The 12,597-nt window shown below is 64.6% G+C and carries 13 protein-coding genes; 8 read left to right on the forward strand and 5 right to left on the reverse strand.

Translation table 11 applies throughout. The features are described from left to right. Positions 1–5: 5 nt before the first annotated feature. The 3 genes from trmB to H0O22_RS08905 are packed head-to-tail and all read left to right on the forward strand — an operon-like array spanning position 6 to position 2,984. On the forward strand, positions 6–716 hold the full coding sequence (trmB, locus tag H0O22_RS08895; protein WP_185188382.1) for a tRNA (guanosine(46)-N7)-methyltransferase TrmB: 711 nt from the start codon (positions 6–8) through the stop codon (positions 714–716). Then, positions 713–2,032, forward strand: a complete 1,320-nt coding sequence (locus H0O22_RS08900) for an IctB family putative bicarbonate transporter (RefSeq protein ID WP_185186321.1) — start codon at positions 713–715, stop codon at positions 2,030–2,032. Before trmB ends, H0O22_RS08900 begins: the two co-directional genes overlap by 4 nt. Continuing rightward, a complete protein-coding gene (locus H0O22_RS08905; RefSeq protein ID WP_185186322.1) occupies positions 2,025–2,984 on the forward strand; it encodes an N-acetylglucosamine kinase in 960 nt (319 codons plus the stop codon). Before H0O22_RS08900 ends, H0O22_RS08905 begins: the two co-directional genes overlap by 8 nt. Here H0O22_RS08905 and glmM read toward each other — a convergent pair. Then, the gene (glmM, locus tag H0O22_RS08910; RefSeq protein WP_370521517.1) at positions 2,963–4,354 is read right to left on the reverse strand and encodes a phosphoglucosamine mutase; all 1,392 of its coding nucleotides are present in this window, start codon (positions 4,352–4,354) and stop codon (positions 2,963–2,965) included. The genes H0O22_RS08905 and glmM overlap by 22 nt on opposite strands. Before the next feature lie 82 nt (positions 4,355–4,436). Here glmM and H0O22_RS08915 point away from each other — a divergent pair, with 82 nt between their 5' ends. Next, positions 4,437–6,452: a lytic transglycosylase domain-containing protein gene (locus H0O22_RS08915; protein WP_185186324.1), complete on the forward strand. Its 2,016-nt coding sequence runs from the start codon at positions 4,437–4,439 to the stop codon at positions 6,450–6,452. Between the two features lie 9 nt (positions 6,453–6,461). Here H0O22_RS08915 and H0O22_RS08920 read toward each other — a convergent pair whose 3' ends face one another. Together H0O22_RS08920 and H0O22_RS08925 are read right to left on the reverse strand one after the other, a co-directional pair. Continuing rightward, complete coding sequence (locus tag H0O22_RS08920) at positions 6,462–6,989, reverse strand: hypothetical protein (protein ID WP_185186325.1); 528 nt, start codon at positions 6,987–6,989, stop codon at positions 6,462–6,464. Next, positions 6,989–7,417, reverse strand: a complete 429-nt coding sequence (locus H0O22_RS08925) for an NIL domain-containing protein (protein ID WP_185186326.1) — start codon at positions 7,415–7,417, stop codon at positions 6,989–6,991. Before H0O22_RS08925 ends, H0O22_RS08920 begins: the two co-directional genes overlap by 1 nt. A gap of 84 nt (positions 7,418–7,501) precedes the next feature. Here H0O22_RS08925 and H0O22_RS08930 point away from each other — a divergent pair, with 84 nt between their 5' ends. The 3 genes from H0O22_RS08930 (at position 7,502) to H0O22_RS08940 (ending at position 9,933) form a co-directional block, all read left to right on the forward strand. Further along, complete coding sequence (locus H0O22_RS08930; RefSeq protein WP_255439246.1) at positions 7,502–8,041, forward strand: thioredoxin domain-containing protein; 540 nt, start codon at positions 7,502–7,504, stop codon at positions 8,039–8,041. Positions 8,042–8,095: 54 nt separating this feature from the next. Beyond that, positions 8,096–8,818 (forward strand): FAD-dependent thymidylate synthase, encoded by a 723-nt coding sequence (gene thyX / locus H0O22_RS08935; protein ID WP_185186328.1) that lies wholly within the window; start codon positions 8,096–8,098, stop codon positions 8,816–8,818. Between the two features lie 362 nt (positions 8,819–9,180). Further along, positions 9,181–9,933, forward strand: coding sequence for a hypothetical protein (locus tag H0O22_RS08940; protein ID WP_185186329.1), 753 nt, complete (start codon positions 9,181–9,183; stop codon positions 9,931–9,933). Positions 9,934–10,544: 611 nt separating this feature from the next. Here the strand turns inward: H0O22_RS08940 and dcd are convergent. After that, positions 10,545–11,138 carry a dCTP deaminase gene (dcd, locus tag H0O22_RS08945; RefSeq protein WP_185186330.1) on the reverse strand — a complete coding sequence of 198 codons (594 nt, stop codon included), beginning with the start codon at positions 11,136–11,138 and terminating at the stop codon, positions 10,545–10,547. After that, positions 11,138–11,728 carry a cob(I)yrinic acid a,c-diamide adenosyltransferase gene (locus H0O22_RS08950; protein ID WP_255439248.1) on the reverse strand — a complete coding sequence of 197 codons (591 nt, stop codon included), beginning with the start codon at positions 11,726–11,728 and terminating at the stop codon, positions 11,138–11,140. Before H0O22_RS08950 ends, dcd begins: the two co-directional genes overlap by 1 nt. A 102-nt stretch (positions 11,729–11,830) precedes the next feature. On the opposite strand from H0O22_RS08950, the gene rph reads away from it, so the two are divergent. Further along, positions 11,831–12,565, forward strand: a complete 735-nt coding sequence (gene rph, locus H0O22_RS08955; RefSeq protein WP_185186332.1) for a ribonuclease PH — start codon at positions 11,831–11,833, stop codon at positions 12,563–12,565. The last annotated feature ends 32 nt before the right edge of the window (positions 12,566–12,597 follow it).

Raw genomic sequence — 12,597 nt, forward strand, 5'->3', positions numbered from 1 at the left:
CGATGGTGCGCCAACACGTCAACCCACTGAGCCGCTTCTTCCAGTTGCCGCTGGAGCTGCCCCCGGCCCAGGACCTGTTCAGTGATCCAGGCCTGCCGGTGCACCTGGATATCGGCTGCGCGCGAGGTGGCTTTCTGCTGACGCTCGCCCAGCAACAACCCCAGGTCAACCACCTCGGCATTGAGATCCGGCGCGCCCTGGTCAGCGCCGCGGAAGCCGACCGTCAGCAACTCGGCCTGGGCAACCTCCACTACCTCTTCTGCAACGCCAACATCAGCACGAGTGCCTGGCTGCAGGCCTTGGAGCCCGGACAGCTGGATCTGGTCTCGATCCAATTCCCCGATCCATGGTTCAAGAAGAAGCACCACAAGCGCCGGGTCCTGCAACCCGCCCTGCTGCTCGCGATCGCCGCGGCCCTGCAACCGGGCAAGCGCTTCTTTATCCAGAGCGACATCCTGGACGTCATCGAACCGATGGTCGCCGTCACTGAAGCCAGCGGCTGCTTCAGCCGACCGGCCGGCGACGCCAGACCCTGGCGCGAAACCAACCCCCTCCCGGTGCCCACCGAACGGGAGACCTATGTCCTCGGACAGGGGCTCCCGGTCTATCGCGTGCTCTACGAACGCAACGAAACGCCGTTGCCGAGCCTGGAGGCCCTGGAGCAACGGCTGGAAGCCGCCGATAATCCCGAGACATCAACCCACCCCTCGGCATGAGCGCAGGATCGGCGCCATCCACCCCCTGGCTGCTGCGTTGGCAGGGGATCTTGGGCCAAGCCAGCGAGGGGCCGCTGGGATCTCAGTTGACCTGGATCGCCGGAGGCGTGCTCTGCGTGCTGCTGGCGGCCATGCCCTTCGTCACCCGGGCGGGCCTCAGCCTGCTGATCCTCGCGTCGGGGTTGCTCTGGCTGGTGTGGTCGCTCGCTCTCCCCGCCGGTCGCATCGGCCGCATCAGCGGTTGGCTCCTCTTGATGCTCGGCATCGCCGTGTTGGCGACCGGGTTTTCACCGGTCACACCTGCCGCCTTCAAGGGGCTGCTCAAGCTGATCAGCTATCTCGGGGTCTACGCGCTGATGCGGCAACTGCTGGATCAGGCACCCCGCTGGTGGGATCGGCTGGTGGCCGCGCTGTTGGCTGGCGAATTGCTCAGCAGCGTCCTCGCCATCCGGCAGCTCTACGGCGACACCAGTGAACTGGCCCGCTGGGCCGATCCCAACTCCGTCGCGGACGGCACGATTCGGGTCTACGGGCCCTTGGAGAACCCGAATCTGCTAGCGGGTTATCTGATCCCGATCCTGCCGATTGCCTTGATCGCGCTCTTGCGCTGGCGCTCCTGGCCCCAACGCCTGTTTGCCGCGAGTGCCCTGATCCTCGGGAGCAGTGCCCTCTTCCTCAGCTACAGCCGGGGGGGCTGGCTGGGAATGGTCGCGGCCCTCGGGGCCGCAGTCCTGCTGCTGGTGCTGCGGCAGACGCGCCACTGGCCGCCCCTCTGGCGCCGCCTCTTCCCCCTGCTGCTGATCGCCGGAGCGGTCTGCGTCCTGGTCATTGCCGTGACCCAAATCGAACCACTCCGGATCCGGGTGATGAGCCTGGCTGCCGGGCGCGGCGATAGCTCCAACAACTTCCGCATCAACGTCTGGCTCGCCGCCATCGAGATGATCCAGGAGCGGCCCTGGCTGGGCATCGGCCCCGGCAACAGCGCCTTCAACCTGATTTACCCCCTCTATCAGCAACCCAAATTCAACGCGCTGAGTGCGTACTCCGTACCGCTCGAGCTGCTGGTCGAAGGGGGCATCCCCAACCTGCTGGCTGGACTGGGGTTGCTCGTCGCCAGCCTGCAGGCCGGCCTGAGGCAACTCAAAGGTGAATCGCCTTGGGCCCTGCCCGCCCTCGCGGCGATTGCGGCCATCGCTGGACTCTGCGTTCAGGGCGCCACCGACACGATCTTTTTCCGGCCGGAAGTCCAACTCTCAGGCTGGTTCTGCCTGGCCACCTTGAGCGCCAGCCAAAACACCAGCAGTAGCGATGGCTGAGGGTCAGCTGTTGGCGGGCTTTGATGCCGGCCAAACCCACACCAACTGCAAGCTCGCCTGGCTCAAACCCAATGGAGAGCTGAGCCCGATCGCCCAGGGCCAAGGACCGGGGGTTCGCCATCTGGCCGCCCCAGGCGGTGAAGCCTGTTTCCGCGACGCCCTGCAGCAGAGCCTCAGCGATGCGCGCCAGGTGGCCGGACTGCCGGACGATCAGCCCCTGGCCGCAGCCGGCGTGGGGGCCAGCGGCATTGAGCGGGGCAACACGATCCAGAGCCAAGGGGAAGCCTTGGCCGCTGCCGCACTCAAGCTGCCGCTGGCCTCGGTGCAGGTCAGCGGCGATGAACACACCGCCCTACTCGGGGCCCTGGGCGATGAGCCCGGTGTTCTGGTGATTAGCGGCACCGGCTGCATCGCCCTCGGCCAAACAGGCTGCGGGCGCTGGCACCGCACTGGCGGCTGGGGCTGGCTCCTCGATGGAGCGGGCTCAGCGATGGATCTCGGCCGGGATGGCCTAGCGGTCAGCGTCCAAATGGCCGACGGTCGGCTCAGGGAAACCGCACTGAAAAACCAGCTCTGGCAAGCCCTTGGAGTGCGTACTCCCCAGGAGCTGAAGGCCGCCGTGGTCGCCGAGGGATTTGGAGCCGCAGGCTTTGCCCGGCTCGCTCCGGTCGTGGACGCGAGTGCCCGCAGCGGCGATCCCCATGCCCGGGTCATCGTCGAGCGCTCCGCCCAGGCCCTCGCCCAAATGGTCAGCAGCATCGCCGCCACCCTGGAGCTACCAACACCGCGGGTGTGTTGCAGCGGCGGCGCGATCACGCACCTGCTGACGCTGCGTCAGGCCTTTGCCGCGGATCTGGCGCAACGCTGCTCCGGCGCAAGCTTGGCGGCGTCCAAGGGCGATGCCTGTGATGGAGCCCTGCGGCTCGCCGTTCAGGCGGCGTTGAGGTGCTGATCGGCGAGCTCCGCCAGATGGCGACTCCAATGGTCGACATCCGCCTGTTCCGCTGCCTCCACCATCACCCGCAACAACGGCTCGGTGCCACTGGCCCGCACCAAGACACGCCCGCTGCCAGCCATCGCCGCTTCGGCGGCCTGAACCTCCTGCAGCAGGGGCAAGCAGGTCTCCCAGCGGGTGCGCTTGCTGCGATCGGGAACGGTGACGTTCACCAATTTCTGGGGATAGGGCTGGAAGCTGCCATCCAGCCAGTCACTCAGCGATCCCCCCTGGGCCTGGATCAAACTCGCCACCTGCAAGGCCGTCAGCAGGCCGTCACCGCTCATGCCGTAGCGGGCCGAGAGGATGTGGCCGGACTGTTCGCCGCCCAAGGACGCCCCCAGCTCCTCCATGGCGGCATGCACGTATTGATCGCCGACGGCGGTGCGCTCGAGCACCCCCCCGCGGGCTTGCCAGGCGCGCTCGAAGCCAAGGTTGCTCATCACCGTGGCGACGATCCGGTTCTCCGGTAGCGCGCCCTCGGCCATCAGCGCCTGGCCCCAGAGGTAGAGGATCTGGTCGCCATCGACAACTCGGCCGCGGCCATCGACAGCCAGCATTCGATCGGCATCGCCATCAAAGGCAAAGCCCATGGCAGCGCCTTGGGCCGTCACCGCGGCCTGAAGCGCTTCGAGGTGGGTGCTGCCGCAGCCCTGGTTAATCCGGGTGCCATCGGGCTCGCCATGGATCACCGTCAGATCAGCGCCCAACTCACGGAAGACGCTTTCACCGCAGCTCGTCGCCGAACCCCAGCAGAGATCGAGCACCACCTTGGCACCATCCAGCCGAGCGGAACCCACGCTCTCCAGCAGGCGCTGGCGGTAATCGCTCAGCAGATCCGGTCGCTGCTCGAGCCGTCCGTTGGCACTGAAGCCGCTGAGGACATCACCGCCGCCATGCAGGCCGGCTTCGATCTCCGCCTGCTGTTGCTTGGCCAGCTTGGCGCCGCACGCACCAAAGACCTTGATCCCGTTGTCGTGGGGTGGGTTATGGCTGGCTGAAACCATCAGACCGCCACTGGCACCGAGCTGGCGAATGGCCCCAGGCACGGCGGGGGTGGGACACAGACCGATATCCAGCACCTCTCGCCCCGCAGCCGTGAGGCCCGCAGCCAGGGCAGCCACCAACATCGGACTGCTACTGCGGGAGTCCATCCCCAAGACGATGGGACCGCCGGCGGGCAGGACTCGACCGCACCAGTAGCCAACCTGCAGCGCCAAGGCCGGTGTGATCACCTGACCGACGCGGCCACGGATGCCATCGGTGCCAAAACTCGCCGTACCAGAAGGGAATGGCGCCCCAAGTGGAGACATGACGGGCGAGTGAATCAATGCTGGCGGCAGGTTACGCCTGGTCTGCAGTGCAGGCGGAGCCCATCTCACCAAGAATGCGCGCAGTGATCACACCGCTTTGGCCCAGCGCCCGCTTTCGGCTGAACGACGCCAAAGTCTGGTCGGCACGGCCCTCATTGGCCTGTGCTGCCTGGGAACCGGCGTCGCCCTAGCGGCCGGGCGCGCGTGGTTGGTGCACCTCGCCCCGCCCCTCACCCCAAACAGCAGCGCCGCCGAGCTCAGCCGCAACCGGCGCCGGAGCCTGGATCCCGATCGGCGCCGCGATGCCGCCCTGCTGCTCAGTGCCCAAGCGGGCAGCACGCCCGAGCGGCGCCGCGCTTGGCTGCAGAGCCAGGGCTGGGGCAACCACGCCAGCAGCCGGGTCCTCGCGGCGATCAGCCTCAAACGAGCCGCCCTCGCGGCCCAAGCCAGTGGCCGGCCCCAGGAAGGCCAAGCCCTCTGGAGGGAGTTGCTGCGGCGCTTCCCGCAGGCGCCCGCTAGTGCCGATGCCCTCTATGCCCTCGGCCGGCAGCAACCCCAACTGCGGCGCACCCTGCTGGAGCGCTTTGCGGCCCACCCAGCGGCCCTCGCGGCGGCGCTGGAGGCCGGCGATGCCCTGCATCTCGCCCGCTGGGGAGCCCGCTGGCCCGGCGCCGAAGCACTCCTCCTGCGAACTTGCGACGAACAACCAGCCACGCTCCGCGCTGACGACCAACAGTTGCTGGCTGCAGGCTTAGTGCAACTGGGGCGCAGCGAGCAGGCATTGAGCTGCTTGGGGGAGACCACCCCGACGGCCGAACTGCAGCTGCGCCTGGCCCAAGGGATGTTGCGGGGGAGCCGCGCCCAACAAACCCAAGCCGAAGCACGGCTGCTGAGCCTCGCCAAAAGCGGAGGCCCCGAAGGATTGGAGGCCGCCCGGCTCTTGGCGCAATCTCCGGCCGCCGGAGCCGTGGCCGTTCTGCACCAGCTGCCACCGTCGCTCCAGGACAGTGCCCCCGTTCAGGCGCGCCTTGCGGAAGCCGGTCAACGCGATCCAGCGTCCGTGCTCGCGCGCTGGCCGAACGATCCCGCCAGTTGGGAGCTGCAGTGGCGCGAGGCCCGCAAAGCGTTGCTCCAGCGGGACTGGAGCCAAGCGCAGCGCTGGCTGGATGCGCTCAAGAGCGCAACCCTGCCCGCCCCCTTGGCGGCACGCCAGCTGTTCTGGCGCGGTTGGACCGCCCAGCAGCAAGGGGACCAGGCGAGCGCGGAGCAGTTCTGGCGCGCAACCCAGCGAACCCAACCGCTCGGCTACTACAGCTGGAGGGCCAGCGAACGGCTGGGTGACAGCCGCAACGACGACGCCAAGGGAGAGCCGCATCAGGCATGGCAGCCATTAAATAGCGGGGATGCCCGAATCGACGCGCTCTGGCAACGGGGCCAGGCCCTCGAAGCCTGGGAGAGCTGGCGCACCAAGCAAGGCGGCCAGGCCCCGAGCAGCCCTGAGGAGTTCTTGATCGAGGGCCGGCTGCGCACGGCGATCGGGGATGACTGGACCGGCCTGGGACAACTCGAGCGAGCCAGCTTTCGCCTCCCGCAAATCGGCTGCAGGGAACAACTGGAACGGGAGCGCCAACTCCACCCGCTGCGCTTCTCCAAGGAGCTCACAGACGCCAGCGAAGACAGCGGTGTCGATCTCGCCCTCTTGCTGGCAGTCGCCAAGCAGGAATCACGCTTCAGCCCCAGCGTGCGCTCAGGGGCCGGAGCCAGCGGGCTGCTGCAACTGATGCCGGCGACCGCCGGCGAATTGGCCGGGGAATCCCTCGACCATCAAGCGCTGAGCGATCCCGGACGCAACGGCGCCCTCGGAGCGGCGTATCTCAAGCAACTCCTCAGCGGCGCCGGAGGGAACCTGTTCCAGGCGATCGCCAGCTACAACGCGGGGCCCGGTGCGGTCGGCGGCTGGCTGACCCGTGGAGGCTTTGATCTCCAGCGCGAACCCGAGCTCTGGACCGAAGCCATCCCCTATCCCGAAACCAGGCTCTACACGAAAAAAGTGCTGGGCAATGCCTGGAGCTACCGGCAGCAGGGCCGCAGCGCCGAAGAGCTCTGCCGCTGAGCCCAGCCGTCAACCAAAGACAAAACCCAGATGGGCGTAGAGGGAGCGGCCCACCAGGATCCCGGCCAGGACCCAACTGCAGAGGACAAACGCCCCCAGCAGCGGAGCCGGGGCTATTCGGAGGCGGGTGAGATCCAACCGAGCAAGCAAAACGGCTGAGGCCAAGACGAGCACTTCCGAGAGGACCGCCAGATGCAGCAGATACAGGCCGCCGGTGATGACCACGAGCAGGGTGACCACCAAGGTCAGGGCCTTACTGGCCGCCATCAGCTGCGAGAGCTCCCGCAGCAGCAGGTCGGGCATGGTGCAGAGCACCACCACCAGCAGCGCCTGCATGCACTGCAACGGCCAGAACCAGGGCCCCGCGAATTCTTGCTGCAAGGGGGTGCTGGCCTGGGTGACCAACTGCGGTGCCACATCGGCCCAGTGCAACCCCATGAAGGCGCTGACCGCAAACAGCACCAGCAACATCGGTGCCCGCAGCGGCAGGACCAAGAAACCAAGCACGGCAGTCACAGGGCGCATAGATAGGCGCATCACTGGGCAGCGCCCACAGCTTGATCCAACACCAGAGCGATCGCCTCAAACGGACATGAGGGGATGCATTGCTCGCAGACCAGGCAACGCTGGGCGTTGAACGTCAGCCGCCACGCAGGAGCCGTGCAACTCAGGGCTCCGCTCGGGCAAACGCTGGTGCAGATCCCGCAGTCCACACAACGCTGCGGATCAATCGCAATCTCGCCGGAGGCCCGGTTCAGGCCCAGACCCTGACCCTCCAGCCACTGCTCGGCCGCGTCCAGATCGTCGATATCGCCCGAGAGCTCCACGACCATCGTTCCGCTCTGGTTGGGCGCGATCTGAGCCCGCAGGATCTTGGCGGCGATGTCGAATTCCACCGCGAGGCGGTAGGTGATCGGCTGATGCACCGCTTCCCGGGGGAAGTGAAGGGTGATGCGGCGTTTCACGGGCGCAACTCAGCCATCGTCAGGGTATCGACGCGGACTGCGAACAGTCCTGGCAGATTGGCGCCAAGCACAAGGAGACCGCCTGTGGAGAGCAACACAGCAACCCTGGGACGGCGCGAACGCATACTGCTGGCCGCCGTGGCGGCCCTGCTCGCCCTCGGGCTCTTCCTGCTTCGGGGGGGGCTCTCACCGGCCGCACCTCTCGACAAACTGGCGCGCCAATCGCTTGAACCCGCCGTCGCCCTCAGCAACGGACGTCCAAGCGTGATCGAGTTCTACGCCGACTGGTGCGAAGCCTGCCAAGCCATGGCCCCAGCGATGGAGCGGGTGGAGGGCGAACACCACGGCCAACTCGATGTGGTGCTGCTCAATGTCGACAACCCCCGCTGGCAACCGGAGGTGGATCGCTACGACGTCAACGGGATCCCTCAGCTGGAGTTCTTCGCTGCCGATGGCACTCCCGTTGGCCGCGCCATTGGGGCCCGCACGCAGGACGAATTGGAAGCCCTGACCACCGCTCTGATCAGCGGGTCGCCCCTGCCCGCCATGGCTGGCGTCGCTGAGACGAGCGTGTTGAAGCCTGCCGAGTCCACCGCGATGGCAGGCCCTCGCAGCCACAGCTGAGTCCCGCAAAGCCCGTTACCCTGCAGCACCAGCTCCCCACGCCATCGCCCGCCCATGAAACGCTTTCGGGTTGAGCTGATTGCAGCGACCCCCAACCCCCAGCAGTGCGTCTATGCGGGGATGCACCAGGACTACAGCGAAGGGTTTGTGGCGGCTGACCGGGCGGAGTGGCCGGACGAGACCCGCGCCGGCGAGATCTGTGTCAAGCGTCTCCTCGCCGGAGAGCGCGGTCACTACGGGCCGCTCGAGCACGCCCAGATCGTGCTCAACGTGGGCTGGTTTCCCCACTCCGTCATGCAACAGGCCCGCACCCACCGGGTGGGGGTGAGCTTTGACGTCCAATCGATGCGCTACACGGGCGATCGGATCTGCCGTGCGGCCAACGGCGAATTGGAACTGGAAGAGGTCTTTTACCTGCGCCCTGAAGGCCAGTACAGCGATCGCCAAGGCAAGAAGTACACCTACACGGCGGACGAGCGGCAAAAGGATCTCGCCCTCTGCCAAGTGGCTGCGGAGCGCTACCGCGACATGCTCGCGGCTGGCTTCGCGGAGGAGCATGCCCGCGGGATCCTGCCCTTCGATTACCGCCAGCACTTCGTCGTCAGCTTCTCGTTACGGGCCTTCCTGCACTTCATGGACCTGCGGGCCAAGCTCGACGCCCAGGAAGAGATCCGGGTGCTCTGCGATCTGATGTGGCCGCACCTCCAGGCCTGGGCACCGGAAATTGCCGCTTGGTACGAGAAGAGCCGGCTGCACAAAGCACGCCTGGCGCCGTAGAGCCCTCACCGCCAAAACACCAAGAATCACAAATACGGTTCACCCGAGGTTCTCTGAAGCGGGGGTATAAGCCTGAGATCAACGGCAAGACCGTTCTTGATTAACGATCTCTCGAGCCGAAGCCGTGCCTTGATCCCGATTGGAGGCAAGCCACTCTCGTCAGCCTTCTGGTTCACAGCCTGCATTGCCCTCGGATCTGGGCTACTGATCGCAACCCTCGGATTGGATCGGCCCTACGACGCCATCCCAGACCAAGATCTTCTGTGGCTCCGTGAAGCACTCCTGATGCATCAAGGGAAAGCACCGGGGTACCCAGATCATCCCGGAATCTTCTGGCAGGTGCTCTACACCCTCAAGCTGAAGTGGCTGTCACTCAGCAATCCTTTGCGCTATGGGCTGGCATTCCGATCGCACCAGACGACTCCAACCTAATAATTCGCTGGGCAAGGCTGGAAAATGGAATCCTTGCTGGTCTCACGAGCCTTTTACTTTGGCCAACCCTGCGCCAACTCGGCATTCAACGCTGGCTCACAACTATCAGCGTCATCACATGCTGCCTGTGCCTCGGGAATCTAGAATCAGCCGTTCAAATCAGAAATGAGCTGACCAGCACCTTTTTCCTGCTGGCCTATCTCAACATTGCTCTACTACTACCTAATCTGAAATCAGGACCGTATTGCAGGGCAGCCAGCGCTGCTGCCATGGCCTGTTTCTTAGTCGCCGCTTATTGCAAGGTTCAAATCCTCATCATCACCCCATTTTTATTCGTACTGATTCTCGGACATCAATGCCTCAATACGGACGAAGAGAATATTTCGCACCGCGGAGGTTCCCTCAACCTTCAAAACCTAAAAGCCATCGCCATATCCCTGATCTTGGGCTCAGGGATATGGCTGATTGCTGTCTCTGGCCCAGTCTTCGCATCGCTGAATCGATTTCAACATGTCAGAACCGAGCTTGATCTGCCGTTCTGGGCAGCAACGAATGTCCTCCTCATTTTGACAACACGGGCAAGCTCATCTGAACGGAATGCAGTCAAAGCAACCTGGCGGGTCGGCTTGCTGTATGGAGCGATAACCCTCCTGATCTCCAGGGTGCTCGCCTACCCGGTCTGAACAGTACAGGTCTTCAGCTTTCCAAGCAACGCACTGGGCTTCTCTGGCGGCGAGAATCGGCTTATTCTTCTTCAAGAAGGAATCGATAAATACCTCTCAGATCTTTTCATCTCAAGCCCCTGCATCACACTACTAGTCATAGCCGGCCTGGCCATTTCTCTGCTGACCCAAACAATACGGAGCCAACACAAGCCGAGTGCTTCCAAGGCCACTTGGCTGCTCTGCCTACTGGGCCTGTGCTGCAGCATTTGGATCGCCAATGCCATGCGGCCTCGCGGCTTCTACGAGCTCTACCTCATCATTCCTGCACTGATTCTCCTCACCCTTTGCATATCGACATGGCACACCTCTTCAAGAGGGTCCATTACGCCATTTCTCGCCATCACCCTGATCAGCTTGTCTCTGATCCAATCGGTCGCAAACATGTGGCTTGTTCCACAGATCGCGCAAATGACTCAACCCAGGCAGTATTTATGTTTTGAACAGGACTTCGATCAAGCGCTCAGCAGAACAAGCATCGCGACTTGCCCCAACTTTGGCGACTACCTGGAAAGACACTCCTAGTTAAAAGAAAGCCTCACCAACGGACCAGAGACTCTCAATCGAGAAAGTCAAACGCGCGCCAAGGTGACCCGCTCGGGCTGGTGCTGGTACTTCCCGGCCCGGTCCTTGTAGGTGGTCTCGCAGGGGTCGCCCTCAAAGAAGAGCAACTGACAGATGCCCTCGTTGGCGTAGATCCGGCAGTCCGCTCCGGAGGAGTTGCTGAACTCCAGAGTCAAATGGCCCTCCCAGCTGGCCTCGGCCGGGGTCGTATTGACGATGATCCCAAGACGGGCATAGGTGCTCTTGCCCAGGCAGATCACGGTGATGTTGGGGGGCACCCGCATGTTCTCCAGCGCCACACCCAATCCATAGGAATGGGCCGGGAGGATGAAGTAGGACCCGTCCTCGTCCTCATGCAGCGGAACCGGCTCGAGGTTCGCCGGATTGAAGCGCTTGGGATTCATGATCGTGCCGGGCACATGCCGGAAGATCAGGAACTCCTGGGGCGACAGGCGCAGGTCGTAGCCGTAGGAGGAGCAGCCAAAGCTCAAGACCGGCTTTTGACTGTTCTCCGGATCGAGATGACGGACTAGCTGCGGCTGAAAGGGCTCGAGCATGCCCTGGGCGGCCTGCTCGTTAATCCAACGGTCGTTCTTGAGCATTAGAAACCTCGGCGCAGCTGGGTGACCTGATCGGCCATGGCCAACAAAGCCGTGGGCATGGACGGCCCCGTCAGGATCACATCCAGGTTGGACGGCCGCTGCTCCAGGGCCGAGACCACCTCCGCTTCCGCCAAATAACCCAGCTCAACAGCCAAGCCCAGCTCATCGAGGACCAGCTGATCCAGCTGCCCGCCCAAGAGCTGCTCGCGGGTGTACTCCCAAACCTCCCGCACAGCCGCGGCATCCGCCTGGGATGCCGGCATGGGCTCGGCGAGGCAACCCGCCACGGCAGGCCGAAGCCACTGCAGACGGCCGCAGAGCCAAACGCTGCGATCCAGACCTTGATCAACACCGCCCTTGAGGAACTGGCTGACGAGCACGCGGCTCCCCAATCCAGCACTGCGCAACGCCTGACTGAACACGCCGCTGAAGCTGCCGCGAAAGGGCGCCGTATGCACCTGGAGCTGCCCCTCCTGCTGGGCCGCCAGGCGCACGCTGCGGGCGGGGGCCGACGCTGGAATCGAGGCCAGCGGACGCAGGTGTCCAGCACGGGGAGTTGCACTGGGAGTGGCTGCAATGCTGGCCGTCATCGAGTGCATGGCTGCCGCTTGGGATCCTGAATGTAGCGGCGTTAGGCCGTCCGGCAAGCAACAAGCACTACCTGTAGTGCAAACACCCGTACCATCGAGGCCATGACCAGCACCCAACCCCGGCGGGATGGCCGCAGCACCTCGGATCTACGCAGCACGCGTTTCGGCTGGGATCCGATGGGCTTCGCCCTGAGCTCCGTCACCGTTCACACGGGTCGCACCGCAGTGATCTGCAGCGTCTGCCTCGAGGAGGGTGTCCCGAAGTGGCGCAAGGGCTCTGGCAAGGGCTGGCTGAGTGCCGACTACAGGCTGCTGCCCGCCAGCACCCCCAGCCGCCAGCCGCGGGAGCTGATGAAGCTCAGCGGCCGAACCCAGGAAATTCAACGTTTGATTGCCCGCAGCCTTCGGGCCTGCCTCGATCTCGAGCTGCTGGGGGAGAGGACGCTGCAGATCGATTGCGATGTGCTGCAGGCCGATGCCGGGACCCGCACCGCTTCGATCACGGGAGCCTGGGCGGCCCTAGCCCTTGGACTGCGACGGCTCGAACAACGCGGAGTGCTGGAGGGCTCACCCTTGATCGGCCAGGTGGCGGCGGTGTCGGTGGGCCTCGTGGATGGAGCCGCCCTGCTGGATCTCGACTACAGCGAAGACAGCCGCGCCGAGGTGGATTTGAACGTGGTGATGAATCAAGAGCTGCATTTGCTCGAAATTCAGGGCACCGCCGAAGGCGCACCCTTCAGCCGCCAACAGCTGTCTTCCCTGGTGGACCTCGCCGAAGCTGGCATCCAGCAACTCCAAGCGGCTCAGACCAAGGCTTTGGAAGAAGCCCCGAATTAGTTTCAATGGCTACACGGCCGCCCTGGACTGAT

This window comes from Synechococcus sp. LTW-R (assembly GCF_014217875.1).
GTDB lineage: Bacteria > Cyanobacteriota > Cyanobacteriia > PCC-6307 > Cyanobiaceae > Vulcanococcus.

Bases quoted from the DNA above. Each gene is read 5' to 3' on its own strand.
- H0O22_RS08905 (WP_185186322.1), top strand. From the start codon at position 2,025: ATGGCTGAGGGTCAGCTGTTGGCGGGCTTTGATGCCGGCCAAACCCAC.
- H0O22_RS08900 (WP_185186321.1), top strand. From the start codon at position 713: ATGAGCGCAGGATCGGCGCCATCCACCCCCTGGCTGCTGCGTTGGCAG.
- thyX (WP_185186328.1), top strand. From the start codon at position 8,096: ATGAAACGCTTTCGGGTTGAGCTGATTGCAGCGACCCCCAACCCCCAG.
- rph (WP_185186332.1), top strand. From the start codon at position 11,831: ATGACCAGCACCCAACCCCGGCGGGATGGCCGCAGCACCTCGGATCTA.
- H0O22_RS08950 (WP_255439248.1), bottom strand. From the start codon at position 11,728: ATGACGGCCAGCATTGCAGCCACTCCCAGTGCAACTCCCCGTGCTGGA.
- H0O22_RS08920 (WP_185186325.1), bottom strand. From the start codon at position 6,989: ATGCGCCTATCTATGCGCCCTGTGACTGCCGTGCTTGGTTTCTTGGTC.
- dcd (WP_185186330.1), bottom strand. From the start codon at position 11,138: ATGCTCAAGAACGACCGTTGGATTAACGAGCAGGCCGCCCAGGGCATG.